Origin of the sequence: Pseudarthrobacter sp. P1 (assembly GCF_050156935.1) — a bacterium.
In the GTDB taxonomy this organism is placed as follows: Bacteria; Actinomycetota; Actinomycetes; order Actinomycetales; family Micrococcaceae; genus Specibacter.
Genome location: NZ_CP189584.1, coordinates 2367555 through 2389770, shown reverse-complemented (window position 1 = coordinate 2389770; position 22216 = coordinate 2367555). Strand labels below are relative to the sequence as shown.

Genomic DNA, 22216 nt, shown 5'->3' with positions numbered 1-22216 from the left:
GACCCGGCAACCGAGGCGAGGGACGGCAGTGACCATTCGAGTCCTAGTAGTGGACGACCAGGCCATGGTGCGGGCTGGATTCGCCGCCCTGCTGGGTGCGCAGCCGGACATCGAGGTGGTGGGGCAGGCGGAGGACGGTGCACAGGGCGTGGCCATGGCCGCGGCGCACCGCCCGGATGTGGTGCTGATGGATGTGCGCATGCCCGTGATGGACGGGCTGGCCGCGGCGGAGCTGATCCTCGCCGCCCAGTCCGACGACGGCGGCCCCGCCACGCACGTGCTGATGCTGACGACCTTCGACGTGGACGATTACGTCTACGACGCCCTGCGGCTGGGTGCCAGCGGCTTTTTGCTCAAGGACGCCATGGCGGACGAGCTGGTGTCGGCGGTGCGGATCGTGGCGGCCGGCGAGGCGCTGCTGGCACCGTCGGTGACCAAGCGGTTGATCGAGCAATTCGCCAAGAGCCGGCCCCGCGCCGCGCCGTCCTCGGACCGGCTGGCGGCGTTGACGGAGCGCGAGCGCGAGGTCATGGCGCTGGTGGGGCGGGGGCGGTCCAACCAGGAGATCGCCGCGGAGCTGTTCATCGCCGAGCAGACAGTGAAGACCCATGTCAGCAAGATCCTGGGCAAGCTGGATCTGCGCGACCGGGTGCAGGCGGTGGTGCTGGCCTACGACACCGGGCTGGTGGAGCCGGCCGGCTGAGGACGGCGGCGGCCGGCCCGGCACCCCTGGACAGGATGACGGCCCGGCCCGGCACCCCTGTGCGGCCGGCCGTTGCGCCGTGCCTTGTGCGTTGCGCCGTGCGCTTTGTGCCGTGCCGGCGGGTGCCGGCTAGGCCCCCGGGGCCGCCGCGGCCGGCTGCTGCATGATCGTGAACATCGCTCCCGTGGGGTCGGTCATCGACGCCAGCCGGCCGTAGGGGGTGTCCTCGGCCTCCCGCACCACCTGCCCGCCCAGGGCGAGGGCCTGGGCCACCGTGGCATCGGCGTCGTCCACGCCAAAGTAGACCTGCCAATTGGAGGGCGCGCCCTCGGGCAGGTCGGCGGAGGCATCTAAGATCCCGGCCACGGCGTCGTCGCCGGAACCCAACGTGGAATAGCGGAACTCCGGGGTGTCGCTGAGCACCTCGGTCTGCCAGCCGAACACGTCCTGGTAGAACTTCACCGCGGCATCATAGCCGCGGGTGTGGAGCTCATGCCACGCCGCGGTGCCGGGTTCACCGTGCACCTGGAAGCCGGTGTGGCCGCCAAACTGCCACAGGCCAACGGCGGCGCCGGAGGCATCGCCCAGCATGCCCATGTATCCCTGCTCCGGGACCTCCATGGGCGGCAGGTAGACCTGGCCGCCGTTGGCAGCCGCGGCCTCGGATGCGGCATTGATGTCCTCAACGCGAAGGTAGGTGGACCACACGTCCGGGTAGCCGGACTGGCTGTCATTCTTCATCAGGCCGGCCACCATCTTGCCGTCCTTGGAGGCGACGATGTAGCCGCCGTATTTCTCTTCATCGCCGGTTTCGTAGGTCCACCCGAACAGTTGGGTGTAGAAATCCTGGGCCTTGGCCGGATCGCTGGTCATCAAATCGATCCAGCACGGGGATCCGGGGGTGATGTTGGGTGTGGGCATGGCTGGCTCCTGCGGTGGGGTGGGAAGCGAACATCTGCGACTCTATGCGCAGCCACCGACAGGATCAATGGTGCCCCCGCTATGGCAGCTGGGCGATCTGGAACACGGCGCCGGTGGGGTCGGCCAGGGTGGCACTCCGGCCATGTCCGTCCTCCCCGACGGGGGAGAGGACCCTGGCGCCCAGGGCGGCTGCGGCGGCCGCGGCGGCATCGGCGTCGTCCACGCCGAAGGCCACCTGCCAGTGGCCGGGTGCCTGCGCGGGCAGATCTGCGGAGGCATCGATAATCGCCGCCGTGGCGTGCGGGCCGGCACCGAGCGTGGCCCGGCGCTGGCCGTCAGGGCCGTTGCCCGCCTGGGTTTCCCAGCCGAAGGCATTGTTGTAGAAGGCCACCGAGGCGTCGTAGTCGCTGGCCAGCAGTTGGTGCCGCACGGCGGATCCGGGGAGGCCATGCACGCCGAAGCCGGGATGGAGCCCGGGCTGCCACAGGCCCACGGTGGCGCCGGAGGGATCGGCCACCAGGGCCATGCTGCCCTGCGCCGAGACCACCATTGGCCCGATCAGCACGCGGCCGCCATGGCCGGGGACGGCGGCCGCCACCGCGGCGATGCCATCGGCACGCAGGTAGGTGGTCCAGCTGTCCGGGTAGCCGCTGCCCCCGCCGTTCTCCACCATGCCGGCAACGGTGCCGCCGTCCTTGAAGGCCATGATGTAGCCGTCCACGGCCTGCTCATCCCAGCCGTCGTACGACCAACCGAAAAGTGCGGCGTAGAACTCCTTGGACCGCTGCGGGTCCGCGGTGACCAGATCGATCCAACAGGGATCGCCCGGGGCAATGCTGAAGCTGGACATGGGATGCTCCTGGAGCGGGTGGGCGGGGCCGATACGGCCGACTGTATGCCCGCCCGCTCCAAGGGATCAATGCCCTAGCGGAAGTTCACGAACTGCAGGTCTGCGTCCTCGAAGGTCTTCAGCAGGGCCATGGTGGCCTGCAGGTCGTCGCGGCTCTTGGAGCTGACGCGCAGTTCATCGCCCTGGATCTGGGACTTGACGCCCTTGGGGCCCTCGTCGCGGATCAGCTTGTTGATCTTCTTGGCCACATCCTGCTCGATGCCTTCCTTGATGGAGGCCTCCAGCCGGTATTCCTTGCCCGAGGCGTAGGGCTCGCCCTTGTCCAGGGACTTCAACGAGATGCCGCGCTTGATCAGCTTGGACTCGAGCACATCCAGGACTGCCAGCACGCGCTCCTCGGAGTTGGCCTTCATTAGGATCTTTTCGCCGCTAAAATCGACCTCTGCGCCGACGCCCTTGAAGTCGTAGCGCTGGACCAGTTCCTTCTGGGCCTGGTTGAGTGCATTGGCGACCTCTTGCTTGTCCACCTTGCTGACGACATCGAATGTTGAGTCGCTGGCCATGTTTCCTCCAGTTGTTGGTGCGTAGTGCCACGGATTCCTGCCTACTAGCCTAGCCGGAACGGGGCTGGCCGGACGGTTTGGCGGCGGCTCTCAGTTTGCTCCAAGGTTGGGCGGAGCCGGCGCACATGTGCGCCCGGAAGAGTTGGCTGCAGCAGGAACCAACTTTGAGGAGTGACCCATGGACAACGGACGCACACCGAAATACATCGTCAAGGCGGCCAAGGCCTCCGCCGGCACAGTGGTGGCCGCGGCCGCACTGGCCGCCGTGACCGCCTTTTCCGCACCCGCCGCGGCACCGTCGTCGGCCTCCCCGGCAGCCAGCGCATCACGCTCGGCCGCTTCCGCCACCGCAGCCCGTCCAGCGTCGTCGGCGCAGCGCGTGTCTTGGAGCGCACCGTCGGACGCGGCCAGCAGGATCGCCGGCGTCCAGGCGGACCTGGCCCGCGCCGTCGCACTTAAGCAGGTCACCAAGGACCAGGCGGCGCTCTTCGAACGGCGCCTGGTGGGCCGCATCCAGAGCGGCGCTTAAGGGCCAAAATCCGCTCGATTCGATTCTTTGGCAAATCCCTTGTATTGTTTTACTGCTCCCACTTGCTGGGGGCGAAAGTTGAGCCGGACAGTGTTTTGCGCTGCGCGGTTTGGCTGGCTGCGGCAGATTACCCGAGCGGCCAAAGGGGGCTGACTGTAAATCAGCTGGCAACGCCTACGGGGGTTCGAATCCCTCATCTGCCACAGGTACGAAAGAAGCCCGGAATCTAGCGAGAAATCGCAGGTTCCGGGCTTCTTTTCGTTGGTGGAACAATCGACCGTGCTAGGCGGAAAAGCGGCCAAACGTTAGAGCTTTGGTGGAACTGCTTTTCTGAGCCTGCCTCAGTCCGTGAGCGCCGAGGGAGCAGCGCCGCGGCCTGCTCATGACCATTCAACGGGCCACTAACAAGCCTATCCATTGCGGCGGGCGCCAATCATCTCCGCTGCGGCCTCGATGCTGCGCCTCCCGCCACTTCGGGCCTCGTTGAAGGTTGATCTGATTTTGTTTACCCCACTAAACGCTAAATGTCTACCGGGCTATACTGATGGTGTGATGATGAAGCGCCGGGACCTGATGAAAAAGCATGAGCAGATCGCCAAGGCTGAAGGCGAAGACATGGTGATCCGCGAAGGTGGCAACCATGCGGTCGTCACGATCGGCGAAAACACCGCCCCGGTCCCGCGCCACAACGAAATCTCCGAGATTCTCGCCAAGAAAATCATCAAACTAGCCGAAGGAAAGTAGAAAATGCGAATCACAGCCCAGGCGGAACGCGATGGCAAGTTCTGGGTCGTCACGGTCCCCGAAGTGAAGGGCGCCTTCACCCAGGCCCGCCGCCTCAACGAGGTCGAAGAAATGGCTCGGTCCGTCGTTGCCGACCTCCTCGAAATCGATGGGTCCAGCATCGAGGTCGTTCTCGAAGTTGAGCTGTCCCCCGCGGAACAAGCCATCGTTGCCGAGGCCCAGGGGAAGCTGGCTACCGCCGAGGAAGCATCCAAGGTGGCGGCCGAGGCCAATCAGCGCGCCGTGAGCCAGCTCCGCGGCGATGGCTACACCACACGGGAGGTCGCGGCCATCCTCGGCATCAGCGCCGGCCGCGTCAACCAGATCGAAACCAAGGGCAAAAAGAAGGGCAGCGAACGTCGCCTCGTCAGCCACTAGACACGCCCGTGGCACGGACGAGTTCGCAGGGCCTGAGTGGGGTGTCCCGTTCGTCAAAGACAAGCTCTGGCCGGCCACCGGTGTGCGGGGCGGCGGCCGGCCCACAGGCCGTAAATCAGCTGGCAACGCCCACGGGGGTTCGAATCCCTCATCTGCCACAGAGGTCCTTGGACCACTGAAACACCCCGGTTCCGATGGGAACCGGGGTGTTTTTGCATGCCATGATGTGTCTTTGTCCACAGCTCACTGGCGCCTCCTGGGGGAGATCCTTATGTTCAGCAGTACGTCCCGCCCGTTTTCCGCTGTTCGCCTGGGGATGGCGCTTGCCGCCACCCTGCTTCTCGCCATGGCATCCGTGGCAGGAGCGGCGCAGCAGGCCCACTCCGCCGGCGTAGGCACAACCCGGGTGGCCAGCTTCAGTGCCGGCCCCGCCGCGGTGACCGCCGGCAATGCCATCACCGTCCAGGGCCAGGTACAGCGGCAGTCCGGGCGCAGCTGGGTGCCGACCTCGACGGTGGCCCTGGACGTGTACTTCGACCCCGATGGGGCCAAGCCCAACGCAAAGGTCCGCAGCATCAAGAGCAATGCGGCCGGCCATTTCACGGCGTCCGTCACCGCAGCGGTGTCCGGACGATGGTCGGCCCGCGTGGCCGGATCCCCGGCCGTGAAGGCTTCCGTCTCGGCGCAGAAGTATGTGCAGGTGCTCCCGCGCACCTCCGCCCAGCCCATCAACCGCACCACCTGCCCTGCCTGGGCGCCGATCAAGGGCAACGCGTCCAGCCACATCTACCACCTGCCCGGCCAGCGGTTCTACACCAGGACCAATCCGGAAATCTGCTTCGCCACTGAGACCGCGGCCCGGCAGGCCGGATACCGCAGGTCCAAGATCTAGGCCCGCCGCCGTCCGCGCGAATGGTCCCGTTGGCTGTGGGCACCATTCGCATGTCCGGGACGTTGCGGCCGCGCCCGGCGGGCGCCTTAGAGTTGGAGCATGGAATTCATCGTCCCCCTGCTCATTGTCGTGGCCGCCGTGCTTCTGGTGGCGGTGGCGGTCCGGATCCTGGGCCGCCGTGGGCGTGGCGGGGCGGGCCGTGGGCCGGACCGTGGGCCGGCGGGGCAGGGCGGCGCACAGAACGAGGAGGCGGCGCGCGGGCTGGCGGCGGAGGCGAGCGCCCGGCTGACCCCGGAGCAGCACCGCAGCGTGTATTCGATGATCGCCCAGCAGAATCCCGTGGGCGCGGTCAAGGCGTACCGGGCCGCCACCGGCTGCTCGCTGCGCGAGGCGGCCCAGGCCACGTCCGCGCTGTCCCGTTTTCCGCAGCCGACGCCGGAGCCGCAGTGGATTGCCGGCGCCGAACCGGCTGCGCCTGTCGAACCGGCCGCGCCGAAGGCAACTGTGCCGGAACCTGCCATGCCGGCACCGGCACCGGCACCGGACGCCGCACCGGCCGCACCGGCGCGCCCGGTCAGCGGCTACCGCTTCCGCGCGATCATCGCGCACGGCGACGATGTGCGCGAGATTGTCAGCACGCGGCTGAATGAGGAGATCGTGGCCCAGGTCAAGGCCATGGCGCTCTCGGGGGACCGTGACGGCGCCAAGGGGCTGCTGCTGGCCCACTCGGAGGCCAGCGAGGCCGAGGCCGCAGCGTTCGTGGAGCTCATCCACCCCGAGGCGTAGGGGCCTTCCCCCGCCGGGGACGCCGTTTTGCGCCGGGGACGTCCACTCCCGTCCGGGATGCGTCCGTGGCGGCGTCCTGGACGGGATCGGACGTCCCGGGCGATGCTGCGGGGCGGGTCAGCCGTGCTGGACGCCGTCCACGAGCTCGAAGCCGTCCTGGTGGTGGATGAGCTGGCGGCCCATGCCGCCGTCGAGCTGGATCCACAGGCAGCTGTGGTCCGGGGTCACGGCGTCCACGCGGCCGCTCAGGCGCCAGCCGGTGGAATTGACCAGAGCCACGTGCTGCTCCGGCTCCAGGGCGGGCCACAGTTCTCCGCTGGCCGGGTGCCAGCTCCGACGGGTGATGCGCATGCTCATGCTGTCCTCCACTTCCACGATGTGCGTTGGTTCTGCGGCCGGTTGTCCAGCTCCAGCCAACAAGGCGATGGTGCACGCCGGATGTGAACCGGCGGTGAATTCGCTGTGGACGCAGGGGCCGCTGTGGTGCGGATCTCTTGACTGTTAGGCAACCTAACTGTTAGGCTGCTTAACTATGAACGAGAATGAATTGACGGCCATGGCCGGACGGTACCGGGAGATCCTGCGGCACGCGGTGTACCTGGTCCGCTCGCTGGACGCCGAAGGCCAGCTCAGCACCGGGCACGTCAGCACCCTGAACATGGTGGCGAACGCCCCCGCCCGGGTCAGCGACATTGCGCGCAACTCCGGCATCCGCGTGCCCAGCGCCACCGAGCAGGTGATCAAGCTCGAAACTGCCGGCCTGGTGGAACGCAGCGTGGATCCGAACGATGCCCGCGTGGTGCTGGTGGCACTCACCCCCGCTGGGCGTGCCGCCCTGGCCGAGGCCAACGCGTTCCGCAACGGCATCATCGCGAAGGCCTTGGCGGCGCTGACCGACGCCGAGCGGGCCGCCATCGACGCCGCCATTCCGGCGATCGCCAAGCTCAACGCCGCCCTGTCCGCCCAATAGCGGCAGGACGTGCCACCGCCCCGTCGGCGGGGCGGCGGATCCCACCACCACAAACCTCAAGGAGGGCCCGTGAAGGCCAACATGGCAGAGGGAACTGCCCACACCATTGAAGAAACGGTGAAGGCCGAGAAGGCCTCCATGCTCAAGCAGCCCAAGGCGGTGTGGGCCGTGGCGCTCGCGTCGGTCTTTGCCTTCATGGGCATCGGCCTGGTCGACCCGATCCTGCCGGCCATCGCGGAGAACCTGCAGGCCACGCCGAGCGAGGTTTCGCTGCTGTTCACGAGCTACTTCATGGTGACCGCGGTGGCCATGCTGGTGACCGGATTTGTCTCCTCCCGCATCGGCGGCAAGAAGACGCTGCTCATCGGGCTCGGCCTGATCGTGCTGTTCGCCTCGCTCTCCGGCACCTCCAACACCGTCGGCGAACTGGTGGGCTTCCGCGCCGGCTGGGGCCTGGGCAACGCCCTATTCGTGGCGACGGCGCTGGCCGTCATGGTGGCCGTGGCCTCCGGTGGAACCGCGACGGCGATCATCCTCTACGAGGCCGCCCTCGGCCTGGGCCTCTCGCTCGGCCCGCTGATGGGTGCGCTGCTGGGCGGCTGGCAGTGGCGGGCGCCGTTCTTCGGCACCGCGACGGCCATGGCCATCGCCTTCATCGCGCTGATCGCGCTGCTGCCCAAGACGCCGACGCCGGCCGCAAAGACCCGGCTGCGCGATCCGCTGATCGCCCTGGGCCACAAGGGCCTGCGCACCACGGCAGCCAGCGCGCTGTTCTACAACTACGGCTTCTTCACCATCCTGGCGTTCACCCCGTTCATCCTGCACTTCGACGCCTACGGGATTGGCGCCGTCTTCTTCGGCTGGGGCGTCATGGTGGCCGTCTTCTCCGTCTTCGTGGCCCCCGTCGTCCAGCGCCGCTTTGGCGCCACGGCCTCACTGACCGGCACGCTGGTGCTGCTCATGCTGGTGCTCGTGGGCATGGGCCTGGCCGCCGGGCACTCGGTTCCCGCCGTCGTCGTGCTGGTCATCGTCTCCGGCGCCCTGCTGGGCATCAACAACACCCTCTACACCGAACTGGCCATGGGCGTCTCGGATTCGCCGCGGCCGGTGGCCAGCGCCGGCTACAACTTTGTGCGCTGGATGGGCGGGGCCATCGCCCCGTTCCTGGCGGCCAAGCTGGCCGAGCACTTCAGCGCCCCGGTGACGTTCTACGTGGCCGCCGCGGCGGTGCTGGTGGGCGCCGTCGTCGTGGTGGGCGGGCGCAAGTACCTCACGGAGCACGCGCCTCACGGCGTCTAATCCTGCTCACGCGCTGAGCGAAACCTGTGGCCATGCTTGAGCCCCGTCACGTACGGTGGAAGCATGGCTACAGTCAATATCACCGCAGAATCCTTTGGCCCCACCATCGAGAACAACGACATCGTTCTGGTGGATTTCTGGGCCTCCTGGTGCCAGCCCTGCGTCCGCTTCGCGCCCACCTTTGAGGCCGCGTCGGAAAAGCACGACGACGTCGTGTTCGCCAAGGTGGACACCGAGGCCGAGCAGCAGCTCGCCGCCGAGGCCAACATCACCTCCATCCCGACGCTGATGGCCTTCCGCGAAAAGGTGCTGGTGTTCGCCCAGCCCGGCGCGCTGAATGCCTCGCAGCTGGACGAGGTCCTGGCCGCCGTCAAGGGCCTGGACATGGCCGACGTCCACGCCCAGGTCGCCAAGCAGCAGGCCGAGGCCAACTAGGGCGTGTCTCCCAATGCGGCGCTCCAGATGACGACGGCGTGCAGGACGGCCGCTGAGCGGTAGGTGAGGGCCAGTTTGTCGTAGCGGGTGGCCAGGGACCGCCATTGCTTGAGGGTGTTGAAGCTGCGCTCGACCACATTGCGCCGTTTGTAGGCGTCCCTGTCGTATCTGACGGGGCGTCCCCCGGCGGAGCCCTTGCGTTTCCGGTTGGCCTTCTGGTCGTCCTTTTCCGGGATAACGCACTCGATGCCCCGCCCGCGCAGGTACGCCCGGATTGCTTTGGAGGAATAGGCCTTGTCGGCCATGGCCCGGTCCGGGCGGGTGCGGGCCCGGCCGGGACCGGGCCTTTCTACCTTCAGGGCCTCCATGAGGTTCTCAAACATCGGCGAGTCCCCGCCCTGGCCCGGCCCCAGCAGCAGGACCAGGGGACGCATGTTGCCATCCACCAGGGCGTGGATCTTGGTGGTCAGCCCGCCGCGGGACCGGCCGATGGCATGGTCCTCAGGCTCGTCGAGCAGATTCCTGTAATTCGACAGGTCCCCCTGTGTGGCGGGGCAGGTTCGTGCCGTGCTGGTGGGCACGGTTGACCGTGGAGTCGATCGAGACCTCCCAGTTGATCAGCCCGGCCGTGTCCGCGCGGGTCAGCAACGCCGCCAGGACCTTGTCCCAGGTCCCGTTGGCGGCGTTGCGGCGGTGGTGCTTCCACACGGTCTTCCACGACCCGAAATAGGCAGGGAGATCACGCCATGGGATCCCTGCCCGGTAGCGGTAGATGATGCCCTCGGTCATCAGCCGGTGGTCGTTGAAGGGTCGGCCCGGTTTCCCCGACGAATCGGGCATCAACGGGGCAATGGACTCCCACTGGGCATCGGACAACACGGAATAGCGAGAAGGCACCCATCAATCATGCCAAACCGCAAAACCACTGATTAGGAGACACACCCTAGCCCCCATACACGCAGCCCCACGCACACACAAAGGCCGCGCCCCTCCACTCAGGAGGGGCGCGGCCTTTTTTGCGTTGGTTTAGACGGTTGCGAGTTCCACGGGCGTGGCCAGCAGGGCGGAGAGGGACTCGTCCAGGTCCTGGACCGCGATGCCCTTGGCATGCCGGTCGAGATCGGCCTGCGTGGCCCACTGCTCGGTGAGGACAATCTTGTCCTCGGATTCCTCGGTGATTTCATAGCGCAGGCATCCGGGCTCGGCCACAACCTGTTCGATGGCAATTTCAAGGGCCAGTTTCACGCGGAAGAACTCGCCCTCGTTGGGGATGAAGGTTGCTTGGAGGTTGATGGGTTCACTCATGGTCCAAGCCTAGGGGAAGGGGCACGCCAACTCCGCGCGGTGCCCACACTGTGAACGTCAGTGCCGGCGGTGGTCCTGGATGGCCATCCGCGGGCCGAACTTGGGCTTGCGGAAGCCGCTGAGCATCAGCATCCGCACCACCCGCTGCCGGTGCCCGCGCCAGGGCTCCAGCAGCTCCAGCATGCCGGCGTCGTCCACCGGCTTGCCCGCCAGCGCCCAGCCCACGTATTTGGCCAGGTGGTAGTCGCCCACGGCGACGGCGTCGGCGTCGCCATGGGTGCGCTGGGTGGCCTCGGCGGCGGTCCAGATGCCGATCCCCGGAATGGTCGCCAGCTTGGCCGCGGCCTCGACGGCGTCCAGCCCGGCCAGCCGTTCCAGCGCCGCGGCGGAGCGCAGCAGCCGCATGACGGTGGCCGAGCGCTGGGGTCCGACGCCGGCCTTGTGCCACTCCCAGGACGGGATCCGGGCCCAGCCGGCGGGCGTCGGCGCCACCACCAGATCCGCCAACACGGGGGAGTCCGGGCCGATCCCCGGGGCCGGGGTGCCAAACGTTGCCACCAGGTACCGGTAGCCGCGGTGCGCCTCGATCACCGTGACCTTCTGCTCCAGCACTGCCGGAATGAGCGCGTCCACCATCCGTCCGGAGGCGGGCAGGCGCAGCCCCGGGTGGCGACGGCGGGCCTCCGCGGCGAGGCGGGGGAGTGTCGACTGGAACGCCGGCTCGTCGAAGCCCGACCAATCATCGCGCCCGCCGAGCAATGCCGGGGCGCCTGCCAGCGCATGCTCCGCGCCCGGGCCCCAGGCCTGGACCCGCACCGCTGTGGCAGTGGCCATGCCGAGGTGGAGCGTGGCGGGGCCGTCCGGGGTGTTGAAGGCGAACCAGGCCGAGCCGTGGGCCACGCGGGCACAGGGGTCGCGGGGGCCGCGCGGCAGGATGCCCAGCGTGCCCGCGAGGTCGTAGGGCGCACCCGCCTCCCAGAGGAGCACGGCCGTGCCGGCACCCGCCGTCGTCGTCATCCTCCAATGCTCCCACGCGGCGCCGACGGCCGGGCCAGGGGCCCCGGCCACCGGCTCCACGAAGTCCGGAGGGCCAGCGCCGGCAGCGGGAGCAGCACGGCGCCGGAAGACACCCGCGGGGCGGCGGATCCGGCGGGCCGGCTCACCGGACCTCCGCACCGGCGGCCACGGCCCCGGCGGTGCGGGCCAGGACGTCGCGGCAGGCCATGATGGCCGGCCGGCGGCGGCTGGCGCGCCGGGCGGAGGTGAAGACGGTGCGCCGCGGGAGTCCGGGCAGGTCCAGCAGGGTGACGGTCTGCGGCCGGCCGGTCCAGACCAGATCCGGCATCAGCGCCACCGCGTTGCCGGATTCGATCAGCCGGATCTGCGCCTGCAGGTCGGCCGTTTCGTAGCGGACGTCCGGCTCGAACCCGGCCTGCCGGCAGGCCTGCTCGGCCCAGTGCCGGGAGGCCGCGCCACGCGGTTCCATCACCCAGGGCAGCATGGCGGTGTCCTCGAGCGAGGCCAGGGGTGCGCCGGCCGGGCTGGCGGGGGAGCCCTCGAGCCCGGGCGCGGGCACGGCCAGCCGGATGGCGTCGGTGGTCAGCGTGGCGCGGTCCAGCTCGGGGTGGTGCGGGGCCGCATGGCCCGGATACTGCTCCGCCACGACCAGGTCGAAGTCCCGGGCCCAGGTTTCGTACAGGGCCGTTTCGGGCTCGCGCTGGGTCATCTCGATCCGCACCTCCGGAAACTCGCGCGCCATGATGCTCAGCGTGCCGGGCAGCAGGGCCAGCGCGGCGGACTGGAAGACCGCCAACCGGACGGTCCCCGTCACCGTGGTCAGGCTCGTGGCCAGGTCGGCCTCGGCCCGTTCGAGCGATTCGAGGATCTGCGAGGTGTGCGCCACCAGGATCTCCGCCTGCGGCGTCAGCTGGACCCGCCGGCCGGACTTGCGCAGCAGTTCGACGCCTGCCTCCTTCTCCAGCAGGGCCAGCTGCTGGGACACCGCCGACGGCGTGTAGGCCAGTGCCTGGGCCACCTCGGCGAGGGTGCCGCGGATCTTCAATTCGCGCAGCAGGCGCAGCCTGCGGACGTCCAGCACGGCCATTCTCCAAACGTAAGTTGAACTAACTGATATTCATCAAAAAAGATCGCTTTTGCTAATTGGATTGTAGTTCCATACTGGAGAAAACTTCCCGCCCACCAGCAGAAAAGCGACGACACCTCTCCATGACCAGCACCTCCGAGAAGGCAGCGATGACTTCCACCCCAGCAGTACACACCGATGAACTTGCCGCCGAGGCCGTAGCACTGGTCCGCCACTGGCTGACCGAGGCCGCCAAGGTCCCCGTGGACGTGTCAGCGCAGCGCCTGGCCGGCGTCCTGAAGGACCCCAACGGTCTGGACTTCACGGTCGGCTTCGTGGACGGCGTCGTCCGCCCCGAGGACCTGGCCGTCGCCGGGCGCAACCTGGCCCGGCTGGCCCCGAAGGTGCCCGCCTTCCTGCCCTGGTACATGCGCTCCGCAGTGCGCCTGGGCGGCGTCATGGCCCCCGTGCTGCCGCAGGTGGTCATCCCGATCGCCCGCAAGGTGCTCCGCGAGATGGTGGGCCACCTGATTGTCGATGCCACCGACGCCAAGCTGGGCCCGGCCATCGCCAAGATCCGCCAGGACGGCGTGAACCTGAACGTGAACCTGCTGGGCGAGGCCGTGCTGGGTGAGCACGAGGCCGCCCGCCGCATGGAGGGCACGCTGAAGCTGCTGGCGCGCGCGGACGTCGATTACGTCTCCATCAAGGAATCCTCCACCGTGGCCCCGCACTCCCCGTGGGCCTTCGATGAGGCCGTGGACCACATCGTGGAGAAGCTGCTGCCGCTGTACAAGCTGGCCGCGTCCTTCGCCAAGCCCAAGTTCATCAACCTGGACATGGAGGAGTACAAGGACCTCGGCATGACCATTGCCGTGTTCAAGCGCATCCTGGACATGCCCGCGTTCAAGAACCTTGAAGCCGGCATTGTGCTGCAGGCCTACCTGCCCGACGCCCTGGCCGCCATGATGGATCTGCAGGAGTGGGCCACCGCCCGCCGCGCCACCGGTGGCGCCGCCATCAAGGTCCGCGTGGTCAAGGGCGCCAACCTGCCCATGGAGCAGGTTGAGGCCTCGCTGCACGACTGGCCGCTGGCCACCTGGGGCACCAAGCAGGATTCGGACACCAACTACAAGCGCGTCATCAACTATGCGCTGACCCCGGAGCGCGTGGATGCCGTGCGCATCGGCGTCGCCGGCCACAACCTCTTCGACGTCGCCTACGCTTGGCTGCTGGCCAAGCAGCGCGGCGTGGTGTCCGGCATCGAGTTCGAGATGCTGCTGGGCATGGCCACGGGCCAGGCCACGGCCGTCCGCAAGGACGTCGGCTCCCTGCTGCTGTACACGCCGGTGGTGCACCCGGGCGAGTTCGACGTCGCCATCGCCTACCTGATCCGCCGGCTGGAAGAGGGCGCCAGCCAGGACAACTTCATGTCCGCCGTGTTCGAGCTTGGGGGCAACGCCCCCGAAAACCTGGCCCTGTTCAAGCGCGAGGAGCAGCGCTTCCTCGCCTCGCTGGCCGAGCTCGACGACGCTGTTCCGGCCGCCAACCGCCGGCAGGACCGCCGCCAGCCGGCCGCCCCCGCACCGCTGGACGGCTTCACCAACACCCCCGACACGGACCCCGCGCTGGCCGCCAACCGCGCCTGGGGCCGGGAAATCCTCGCCAAGATCCCCACCTCCACGCTGGGCGACGATCTGGTCGACGCCACCCGGATCAGCGACCCGGCAGTGCTGGAGTCCACCATCGCCGCAGCGCTTGAGGCCGGCAAGGCGTGGGGCGCCCGCTCCGGTGCCGAGCGCGCCGCCATCCTGCACCGCGCAGGAGACGTGCTGGAGTCCCGCCGGGCCGAGCTCATGGAGGTCATGGCCTCCGAGACGGGCAAGACCCTGGACCAGTCCGATCCCGAGATCAGCGAGGCGATCGACTTTGCGCACTACTACGCCGAGCGCGCCAAGGACCTGGACACCGTCGACGGCGCCAGCTTCACCCCCGCCGGCCTGACCGTCGTCACCCCGCCGTGGAACTTCCCGGTGGCCATCCCCGCCGGCTCCACGCTGGCAGCGCTCGCCGCCGGCTCCGCCGTCGTCATCAAGCCCGCCACCCAGGCCCGGCGCAGCGGCTCCGTCATGGTGGACGCCCTGTGGGAGGCCGGCGTGCCGCGCGAGGTGCTGGCCCTGGTCCAGCTCGAGGAGCGCGAACTGGGCCAGACCCTGGTGGCGCACCCCAGCGTCGACCGCGTGATCCTGACCGGCGGCTACGAGACCGCCGAGCTGTTCCGCAGCTTCCGCACCGACCTGCCGCTGCTGGCCGAGACGTCCGGCAAGAACGCCATCATCGTCACCCCCAGCGCCGACCTGGACCTGGCCGCCAAGGACGTCATCAATTCCGCCTTCGGCCACGCCGGCCAGAAGTGCTCCGCCGCCTCGCTGGTGATCATGGTCGGCTCCGTGGCGAAGTCCGCCCGCTTCCGCAACCAGCTCCTGGACGCCGCGAAGTCCCTGACCGTGGGCTTCCCGGCACAGGCCACCACCCAGATGGGCCCGGTCATCGAGCCGGCCCGCGGCAAGCTGCTGCAGGCCCTCACCACCCTGGCCGAGGGCGAGTCCTGGGCCGTGCAGCCGCAGAAGCTGGACACCGAGGGCCGGCTGTGGAGCCCGGGCGTGCGCACCGGCGTCGCCCGCGGCAGCTACTTCCACCTCACCGAGTTCTTTGGCCCCGTGCTGGGCGTCATGACCGCTGGGACGCTGGAAGAGGCCATCGCCATCACCAACCAGATCGAGTACGGTCTGACCTCGGGCCTGCATTCGCTGGACTCCGCCGAGATCGGCACTTGGCTGGACACCATCGAGGCAGGCAACCTGTACGTGAACCGCGGCATCACCGGTGCCATCGTGCAGCGCCAGCCGTTCGGCGGCTGGAAGAAGTCCGCCGTCGGCGCGGGCACCAAGGCCGGCGGCCCGAACTACCTGGTGGGCCTGGGCAACTGGACCGCCGCCCCCTCCACCGCCACAGCGGCTGTGCAGGGGACCCCGGCGCAGCTGCTGGCCGCCGCCTCCGGTGCGCTCTGCGCCGAGGAGCACTCCAGTCTGGAACGGGCACTGCGGTCCGACGCCGCCGCCTGGGCCGCCGAGTTCGGCGCGGCCAAGGACGTCTCGGACCTGAGCGCCGAGCGCAATGTGTTCCGCTACCTGCCGATGGACGCCGCCGTCCGCCTGTCCGAGGGTGAGCCCGTGGCCAAGCTGCTGCGCGTGCTGGCCGCGGCCCTGCTGGCAGGCTCGCGCCCGACGGTCTCCACCGCCGTCGCCCTTCCGGATGCCGTGCAGTTGCTGCTGCTGGGCCTGGGCATCACGGCCACCGTGGAGAACGACGGCGCCTTCCTGGCCGCCGCCGGCCGCCGCGGCGCGGGCCGCATCCGCCTCATTGGCGGCGACGCCAGCGCCCTCTACGCTGCCACCAACGGCCGCCCGGACGTGGCCATCTACGCCGGCGAGGTCACCGAGGCAGGCCGGGTGGAGATGCTGCCGTTCCTGCACGAGCAGGCGGTCAGCATCACCGCGCACCGCTTCGGCACGCCGAACCACCTCTCGGACGCGCTGATCTAGCCCGCCCCACCCACCCAACTAGGTGACAGTTATCGCTCCCCAGCCGCTCCCAGAGCTCGCAAGCTCGCTCCGGGTCCCTCGCGGCCGTGGCCCCGTTTCCGGCATCGGAACGTGCGATAACTGTTACCTAGTTGGGCTTTAAGGGGCGAGTTGTCTTCGGTTGCTGGGCAGGGCCGCTAGGTTTAAGCCATGAAGTACGCCAACTCCGTTTTGGACCTGATCGGCAACACACCCCTGGTCAAGCTGAACAAGGTGACGGACGGCCTTGCCGCCACCATCCTGGTCAAGCTTGAGTACATGAATCCGGGCGGCTCGGCCAAGGACCGGATCGCGGTGAAGATGCTGGACGAGGCCGCCAAGGCGGGCCTGATCGCCCCCGGCGGCACCGTCGTCGAGCCCACCAGCGGCAACACCGGGGTGGCCATGGCCATGGTGGCACAGCAGCGCGGCTACCACTGCGTGTTCGTGGTGCCCGACAAGGTGGGCGAGGACAAGCGCGCCGTCCTGCAGGCCTACGGCGCCGAGGTGGTGGTGACGCCGACGGCGGTGGCCGCCGACAGCCCGCAGTCCTACTACGGCGTCTCGGACCGGCTGGTCACCGAGATCCCCGGGGCGTACAAGCCGGACCAGTTCTCCAACCAGAACGGCCCGCTGAGCCACTACGAAACCACCGGCCCCGAAATCTGGCGCGACACCGATGGCAAGGTCACCCACTTTGTGGCCGGCGTGGGCACCGGCGGCACCATCACCGGCACCGGCCGGTTCCTGCGCGAGGCCTCCGCCACCCGCCCCGGGGCCGACGGCGGCGAGGTCCAGATCATCGGCGCGGACCCCGAGGGTTCCGTCTATTCCGGCGGCACCGGGCGCCCCTACCTGGTGGAGGGCGTGGGCGAGGACATCTGGCCGGAATCCTACGATCCCGCCGTCCCGCACCGGATCATTGCCGTCACGGACAACGACAGCTTCGCCATGACCCGCCGGCTGGCCCGCGAGGAGGGATTGCTCGTGGGCGGCTCCTCGGGCATGGCCGTGGTGGCGGCGCTGGAAGCGGCCCGGGGGCTGGGACCGGAGGCCGTCGTCGTCGTGCTCCTGCCGGACAGCGGCCGCGGCTACCTGGCCAAGATCTTCAACGACAAGTGGATGCACTCCTACGGCTTCCTCAAGGCCACGGACGAGCCGGCCATCGGCGACGTCCTCAAGTCCAAGACCGGGCAGCTGCCGGATCTGGTGCACATCCACCCGAACGAGACGGTGCGCGATGTGATCTCGCTGATGAGCGAATACGGCGTTTCGCAGATTCCGGTGCTGACGCAGGAGCCGCCCGTGGTGATGGGCGAGGTGATCGGTTCCGTGGACGAGCGCACGCTGACGGGCAAATTGTTCCGCGGTGAGGCGAAGCTGACCGACAAGATCACCGAGCACATGCAGCCGCCGCTGCCGATCATCGGCTCGCTGGAACCGATTTCCGCCGCGCGGGCCAAGCTGCAGGATGTGGACGCGCTGATGGTCACCTTTGTCGGCGCGCCGGTGGGCGTGCTGACGCGCCACGATCTGCTGAACTACCTTAACGACTAGACCCGTTCGTACGGTCGAGCCCGCCCACGGTGGTCGTGCTTGCACCAGGCGGCCGAGCCGTCGAGACCGCGCAACCCAAAGGAGAACCGCCATGAGCCAGGGATTCAACACTCGCGCCGTGCACGCCGGCCAGGAGCCGGACCCCACCACCGGATCGGTGGTGCCGCCGCTGTACCAGACCTCCACCTTTGCCCAGGACGGCATCGGCGGGCTGCGCCACGGCTACGAGTACGGCCGCGGCACCAACCCGACGCGCGATTCCCTGCAGACCCAGCTGGCGGCATTGGAGGGCGGCAAGCACGGCTTCAGCTTCGCCTCCGGGCTGGCGGCCGAGGACGCCCTGATCCGCGCTCTGCTGGCGCCGGGCGACCACATCGTGATGGGCAACGACGTCTACGGCGGCACGTACCGGCTGATCAACCGGGTGCTGGCACCCTGGGGCATCACCAATGCCGCCGTGGACATGTCCGACGCCGGTGCCGTGGCGGCCGCCGTGTCGGCCGGGAACACGAAGATGATCTGGGTGGAGACGCCGTCCAACCCGATGATGAAGATCACCGACATCGCGGCCCTGGCCGAGGTGGCCAGGGCGGCCGGTGCGCTGCTGGTGGTCGACAACACCTTCGCCTCCCCGTACCTGCAGACGCCGCTGGCCCTCGGCGCGGACATCGTGGTGCACTCCACCACCAAGTACATCGGCGGCCACTCCGATGCCAGCGGCGGGGCAATTGTGCTCGACGACGACGCCATGGCGGAGAAGATCGGGTTCATCCAGTTCGCCGCCGGCGCCGTCTCCGCACCGATGGAGGCGTGGCTGACGACGCGCGGGCTCAAGACGCTGGGCGTGCGGATGGACCGGCACTCCGAGAATGCGCAGAAGATTGCCGAATGGCTGCAGACCCGGCCCGAGGTGGAGCGCGTGCTCTACCCCGGGCTGCCCGAGCACCCCGGACACGAGCTGGCCGCCCGGCAGATGAAAAAATTTGGCGGCATGATCTCCGTCCAGTTCAAGGGCGGCGAGGCCGCGGCACGCAAGGTGGCCGAGTCCACGCAGCTGTTCACGCTGGCCGAATCGCTGGGCGGCATCGAGTCGCTGATGAACTACCCGTCCGAGATGACGCACGCCTCGGTCAAGGGCACCGATCTTGCGGTTCCGGTGAACCTGATCCGGCTGTCGGTGGGCATCGAGGACGTGGAGGACCTGCTCGCGGACCTCGAGCACGCCTTCGCCAAGGCCTGGGGCGAGCGCCACCACCAGGTGGAGCTCTAGGCCCGGGGCGGCTGCTAGCCCCGCCCACCCGCTGGTCGAGCCTGGGGCCACGCCCGCAGGGTTCCCTGGCCGAGCGCAGCGAGGTTAGGGTGCGGGCGGGGAGCGAGACCGCGCCGGATCTCCCGCGGTCGACGGCGGCACCCGGGGACACGCCCGCCGCACCGGGTTTCGGCAGGCTCAACCAGCGGTACCCCGGCGTGCAGGGACCCACGGCCGCGAGGGACCCGCAGCGAGCTTGCGAGCTGTGGGTGCGGCTGGGGAGTAGGCTGGCTGCCACCCAGGGGAAGGTGGACTCCATGGCAGACCAGCACCAGGACAGGCAGTCCGACGACGCCTCCTTTGCCCAGGTGCCGCCCGTCACCATCCGCGAGCTGGCGCCGGACGGAAGCGCGGCGGTTCCAGCCAGCCGGGAACCCGGCAGGTCCGCCACAGCGGCCCGCCCGGCCTGGAATCCGTACATCACGGCCCTGGCCGTCCTGGGGGCCGTGCTCGTGGCCTTGTCGATCCTGGCAACGGCCATGGCCGTCCAGTCCGACCTTGGCGAGTACAGCTCCCAGGCCACCTCAATGGGCGGTATGCCGAACTACTACTTCGTCCAGCCGTTCACCGTCCCGGCCTTCTTTGCCGGGTTGATGGGCATCATGGCGGCGCTGGTGCTGCAGGCGCTCCGCCTCGACCGGCATCGCCGGCACCAAAAATGAAGACGATTCCCGTTGATGAACACGCGTACGCATGGTCATCAACGGGAATCGTCTTCATTTTTGCCAGTGGGCGCGCGCCTACCGGGCGGCGACAACACCCTCGCGGGTGTCGGCGTCGTAGTGGTACACGGGCTTGCCGCCGATCCACACCTTCAGCGCCCGCTGCATGACATCGAGCGGATCCCCGCTCCAGAGCACCAGGTCCGCATCCTTGCCCACGGCCAGCGAGCCGATGCGGTCCGCCAGCCCCAGCACCTTGGCGGGGTTGATGGTCACCGCCCGCAGCGCCGTCGACCGGTCCAGCCCTTCCTTGACGGCCAGCGTGCACTGGTGGATCAGGAAGTTGATGGGCACCACGGGGTGGTCGGTGATGATGGAAATTTCGACGCCGGCCGCGGCCAGCTTGCCCGGGTTCGCCAGCGAGCGCCCGCGCAGCTCCACCTTGGACTTGGTGGTGAACAGCGGTCCGATCAACACGGGCACGCCGCGCTCGGCCAGCACGTCGCCGAGGATGTGGGCCTCGGTGCCATGGTCCAGCACCAGCTCGTAGCCGAACTCGTCCGCCAGCCGCAGGGCCGTGGCAATGTCGTCGGCCCGGTGGCAGTGCTGGCGCCAGGGGATCTCGCGCCGGAGCACCATGGCGAGCGCCTCCATCTTCGGATCCCGTGCCTCGGGGTCGGCCTTGGCCATGTAGTTCTGCGCGTCGATGAACGCCTTGCGGATCACCATCGCCGTGCCCAGCCGGGTGGACGGCATCGCCTTCTTGCCGCTGTAGACGGTCTTGGGATTCTCGCCCAGGGCCGACTTGAGCCCACTGGGGGAGCGCAGCACCATTTCCTCGATGTACCGACCGTGCGTGTGCATGGCCACGGCCAGCCCGCCGATCGGGTTGCCGGAGCCCGGGTTCACGTTCACCGCCGTGACGCCGCCGGCCAGGGCATCGTTGAAGCCGGGGTCAAAGGGGTCGACGGCGTCGATGGCCCGCACCGCGGCTGTCACCGGATCCGTCATCTCGTTGACGTCGCTGGTGGCGGCCACCTCGCCCTCCGGGTGCATGCCCAGGTGCACATGGGCATCGATGAAGCCGGGCAGCAGCCACTGGCCCTCGGCGTCGAGCACCTCGGCACCGGCGGGCACCTTGGCCTTGGGCCCCAGTGCGAAGATCTTCCCGCCCTTCACCACCACCGTGCCCTCGAACGGGTCGGCGTCGATCGGGACGACCATGGCGTTGGTGATGGCCAGCGTCGTGCGGACGCGGGTCCTGTTGCGGGCAGCGGGGGAGGCGGCGGTCATGGTAACCCTTTCCTCGAAAGCGGGGGATTGTGTGGTTCCACCGTACCCGCCCCGGCCGTGGATGAGCTGGACGCTCAGGCCGGTTGGCGGGCACCGAACCGCCACGGGCGTCCATCCCAACGCGTAGGCTGGCCGCATGGAGCGAAGGATGGCATTGGTCACAGGGGTGGGCCGCACGGTGGGCATCGGCGCCGGGATCGCCCGGGCACTCGCCGCGGACGGCTGGGATCTGGTGCTCACCTATTGGCAGGAGTACGACGCGCGGATGCCGTGGGGCGTCCAGCCCGGCGACGTCGCCGCCCTCGCCGCCGAGCTCGAGGCCGCCGGCGCGCACGTCCAGTCCTTTCCCGCCGACCTGGCCGACCCGCACACGGTGGATGCGCTCATGGCCCGGATCGCGGCGGCCGCCGGACCGCTGGCGGGCCTGGTGCTCTCGCACTGCGAATCGGTGGATTCGGCCATCCTGGACACCACGCTGGAGAGCTTCGAGCGGCACTTTGCCGTCAACACCCGCGCCAGCTGGCAGCTGATCACCGCCTTCGCCCGGCAGATCGGCGGCGACGGCGGGGCCATCGTCGCGCTGACCTCCGACCACACCGCGCACAACCTGCCCTACGGGGCATCCAAGGGGGCGCTGGACCGGATTGTCATTGCGGCCGCGCGGGAGCTGGGGCGTCTGGGCATCAGTGCCAATGTGCTCAACCCCGGGCCGGTGGACACGGGCTGGATGGACGACGCCCTCCGCGCAGGGCTCGCCGCGCACCAGCCCACCGGCCGGCTCGGCACCCCGGCGGACGTCGCCGGCGTCGCCGCCTTCCTGCTCTCCCCGGCCGGCCGCTGGGTCAACGGCCAGCTGATCAAGGCCGACGGCGGCTTCTCGGCGTAGCTGCCACCGTTGAGATGGACGCTCTTTGCGCTTTGCCGCGCTGAAAACCGAAAGAACGTCCATCTCAACCGCGGGCGTCAGGGGATCGTCAAGGCTGGGGTCCGCCGCATCAAGGAATCGTCAAGGGGGCCGCCGGGGCCGTTCCAGCGGAGTTCGATGAAGGAAGTACATCAAACTCCGCTGGAAAGAGGTCTTGGAAATGGCTGACGTGGTCTGTGTGGCCGTGCTGCTGGTGGCGCTCGGCGCTGTCATCTGGTTCGCCAGGGTGGTGGAAAAGCTGTGAGCGGCGTTCTGGACGTGGTGCTCGCGGTGGTGCTGCTGGCGGTGGGGCTGGCGTTGCTGGTCTATCTGTTCGCCGCCCTGGTCCGCCCGGAAAAGTGGTGACGCCG

24 protein-coding genes and 1 tRNA gene are annotated in these 22216 nt (G+C 68.9%); 16 read left to right on the top strand and 9 right to left on the bottom strand.

The window, feature by feature from the left end:
- The first annotated feature begins 28 nt into the window (after positions 1-28).
- Complete coding sequence (locus ACQCSX_RS11285) at positions 29-703, top strand: response regulator (RefSeq protein ID WP_427015415.1); 675 nt, start codon at positions 29-31, stop codon at positions 701-703.
- Between the two features lie 129 nt (positions 704-832).
- On the opposite strand, the gene ACQCSX_RS11280 is transcribed toward ACQCSX_RS11285, so the two are convergent.
- From ACQCSX_RS11280 to ACQCSX_RS11270, 3 genes are all read right to left on the bottom strand, one after another.
- Entirely contained in the window at positions 833-1624 is a 792-nt protein-coding gene (locus ACQCSX_RS11280) for a VOC family protein (RefSeq protein WP_427015414.1), read from the bottom strand.
- Positions 1625-1703: 79 nt separating this feature from the next.
- Positions 1704-2474 (bottom strand): VOC family protein, encoded by a 771-nt coding sequence (locus ACQCSX_RS11275; protein WP_427015413.1) that lies wholly within the window; start codon positions 2472-2474, stop codon positions 1704-1706.
- A 74-nt stretch (positions 2475-2548) separates the two neighbouring features.
- Positions 2549-3037: a YajQ family cyclic di-GMP-binding protein gene (locus tag ACQCSX_RS11270; RefSeq protein ID WP_427015412.1), complete on the bottom strand. Its 489-nt coding sequence runs from the start codon at positions 3035-3037 to the stop codon at positions 2549-2551.
- 178 nt (positions 3038-3215) lie between these two features.
- Here ACQCSX_RS11270 and ACQCSX_RS11265 point away from each other — a divergent pair, with 178 nt between their 5' ends.
- From ACQCSX_RS11265 to ACQCSX_RS11240, 6 genes are all read left to right on the top strand, one after another.
- The gene (locus ACQCSX_RS11265; RefSeq protein ID WP_427015411.1) at positions 3216-3566 is read left to right on the top strand and encodes a hypothetical protein; all 351 of its coding nucleotides are present in this window, start codon (positions 3216-3218) and stop codon (positions 3564-3566) included.
- A gap of 121 nt (positions 3567-3687) precedes the next feature.
- A tRNA-Tyr gene (locus ACQCSX_RS11260) sits at positions 3688-3769 on the top strand.
- 346 nt (positions 3770-4115) lie between these two features.
- Positions 4116-4310 carry a hypothetical protein gene (locus ACQCSX_RS11255; protein ID WP_427015410.1) on the top strand — a complete coding sequence of 65 codons (195 nt, stop codon included), beginning with the start codon at positions 4116-4118 and terminating at the stop codon, positions 4308-4310.
- A gap of 3 nt (positions 4311-4313) precedes the next feature.
- On the top strand, positions 4314-4727 hold the full coding sequence (locus tag ACQCSX_RS11250) for a sigma factor-like helix-turn-helix DNA-binding protein (protein ID WP_427015409.1): 414 nt from the start codon (positions 4314-4316) through the stop codon (positions 4725-4727).
- A gap of 271 nt (positions 4728-4998) precedes the next feature.
- Positions 4999-5619, top strand: coding sequence for a hypothetical protein (locus tag ACQCSX_RS11245; RefSeq protein ID WP_427015408.1), 621 nt, complete (start codon positions 4999-5001; stop codon positions 5617-5619).
- A 99-nt stretch (positions 5620-5718) separates the two neighbouring features.
- Positions 5719-6405, top strand: a complete 687-nt coding sequence (locus ACQCSX_RS11240) for a hypothetical protein (RefSeq protein ID WP_427015407.1) — start codon at positions 5719-5721, stop codon at positions 6403-6405.
- A gap of 117 nt (positions 6406-6522) precedes the next feature.
- Here the strand turns inward: ACQCSX_RS11240 and ACQCSX_RS11235 are convergent, their stop codons facing one another.
- Complete coding sequence (locus tag ACQCSX_RS11235) at positions 6523-6762, bottom strand: hypothetical protein (RefSeq protein ID WP_427015406.1); 240 nt, start codon at positions 6760-6762, stop codon at positions 6523-6525.
- A 175-nt stretch (positions 6763-6937) separates the two neighbouring features.
- Here ACQCSX_RS11235 and ACQCSX_RS11230 point away from each other — a divergent pair, with 175 nt between their 5' ends.
- The 3 genes from ACQCSX_RS11230 to ACQCSX_RS11220 all read left to right on the top strand — a co-directional run bounded on the left by ACQCSX_RS11230 (position 6938) and on the right by ACQCSX_RS11220 (position 9109).
- Complete coding sequence (locus ACQCSX_RS11230) at positions 6938-7375, top strand: MarR family winged helix-turn-helix transcriptional regulator (protein ID WP_427015405.1); 438 nt, start codon at positions 6938-6940, stop codon at positions 7373-7375.
- Positions 7376-7456: 81 nt separating this feature from the next.
- Entirely contained in the window at positions 7457-8674 is a 1218-nt protein-coding gene (locus ACQCSX_RS11225) for an MFS transporter (protein WP_427019031.1), read from the top strand.
- A gap of 63 nt (positions 8675-8737) precedes the next feature.
- Positions 8738-9109, top strand: coding sequence for a thioredoxin family protein (locus tag ACQCSX_RS11220; protein WP_427015404.1), 372 nt, complete (start codon positions 8738-8740; stop codon positions 9107-9109).
- Here the strand turns inward: ACQCSX_RS11220 and ACQCSX_RS11215 are convergent.
- The 4 genes from ACQCSX_RS11215 to ACQCSX_RS11200 all read right to left on the bottom strand — a co-directional run bounded on the left by ACQCSX_RS11215 (position 9106) and on the right by ACQCSX_RS11200 (position 12512).
- A protein-coding gene (locus ACQCSX_RS11215; protein ID WP_427018933.1) for an IS5 family transposase occupies positions 9106-9949 on the bottom strand; the annotation gives its coding sequence in 2 pieces (ribosomal slippage) (positions 9106-9642 and positions 9644-9949; 843 coding nt in all). The two genes, ACQCSX_RS11220 and ACQCSX_RS11215, sit on opposite strands and share 4 nt — an antisense overlap.
- Before the next feature lie 186 nt (positions 9950-10135).
- Positions 10136-10414 carry a putative quinol monooxygenase gene (locus ACQCSX_RS11210; protein ID WP_427015403.1) on the bottom strand — a complete coding sequence of 93 codons (279 nt, stop codon included), beginning with the start codon at positions 10412-10414 and terminating at the stop codon, positions 10136-10138.
- Between the two features lie 57 nt (positions 10415-10471).
- Positions 10472-11431, bottom strand: a complete 960-nt coding sequence (locus ACQCSX_RS11205; RefSeq protein WP_427015402.1) for a DNA-3-methyladenine glycosylase family protein — start codon at positions 11429-11431, stop codon at positions 10472-10474.
- 142 nt (positions 11432-11573) lie between these two features.
- Positions 11574-12512 (bottom strand): LysR family transcriptional regulator, encoded by a 939-nt coding sequence (locus ACQCSX_RS11200; protein WP_427019030.1) that lies wholly within the window; start codon positions 12510-12512, stop codon positions 11574-11576.
- Positions 12513-12667: 155 nt separating this feature from the next.
- Between ACQCSX_RS11200 and ACQCSX_RS11195 the strand changes: the two genes are divergently transcribed.
- From ACQCSX_RS11195 to ACQCSX_RS11180, 4 genes are all read left to right on the top strand, one after another.
- A complete protein-coding gene (locus ACQCSX_RS11195; protein ID WP_427015401.1) occupies positions 12668-16102 on the top strand; it encodes a proline dehydrogenase family protein in 3435 nt (1144 codons plus the stop codon).
- A 189-nt stretch (positions 16103-16291) separates the two neighbouring features.
- Positions 16292-17677, top strand: coding sequence for a cystathionine beta-synthase (locus tag ACQCSX_RS11190; protein ID WP_427015400.1), 1386 nt, complete (start codon positions 16292-16294; stop codon positions 17675-17677).
- A gap of 91 nt (positions 17678-17768) precedes the next feature.
- Entirely contained in the window at positions 17769-18947 is a 1179-nt protein-coding gene (locus ACQCSX_RS11185) for a cystathionine gamma-synthase (RefSeq protein WP_427015399.1), read from the top strand.
- A gap of 296 nt (positions 18948-19243) precedes the next feature.
- Positions 19244-19648 (top strand): hypothetical protein, encoded by a 405-nt coding sequence (locus tag ACQCSX_RS11180; protein WP_427015398.1) that lies wholly within the window; start codon positions 19244-19246, stop codon positions 19646-19648.
- Between the two features lie 78 nt (positions 19649-19726).
- On the opposite strand, the gene ACQCSX_RS11175 is transcribed toward ACQCSX_RS11180, so the two are convergent.
- Positions 19727-20941 carry an amidohydrolase family protein gene (locus ACQCSX_RS11175; protein WP_427015397.1) on the bottom strand — a complete coding sequence of 405 codons (1215 nt, stop codon included), beginning with the start codon at positions 20939-20941 and terminating at the stop codon, positions 19727-19729.
- Between the two features lie 148 nt (positions 20942-21089).
- On the opposite strand from ACQCSX_RS11175, the gene ACQCSX_RS11170 reads away from it, so the two are divergent.
- Together ACQCSX_RS11170 and kdpF are read left to right on the top strand one after the other, a co-directional pair.
- Positions 21090-21827, top strand: a complete 738-nt coding sequence (locus ACQCSX_RS11170; protein WP_427015396.1) for an SDR family oxidoreductase — start codon at positions 21090-21092, stop codon at positions 21825-21827.
- Between the two features lie 279 nt (positions 21828-22106).
- Entirely contained in the window at positions 22107-22211 is a 105-nt protein-coding gene (gene kdpF / locus ACQCSX_RS11165) for a K(+)-transporting ATPase subunit F (protein WP_427015395.1), read from the top strand.
- The last annotated feature ends 5 nt before the right edge of the window (positions 22212-22216 follow it).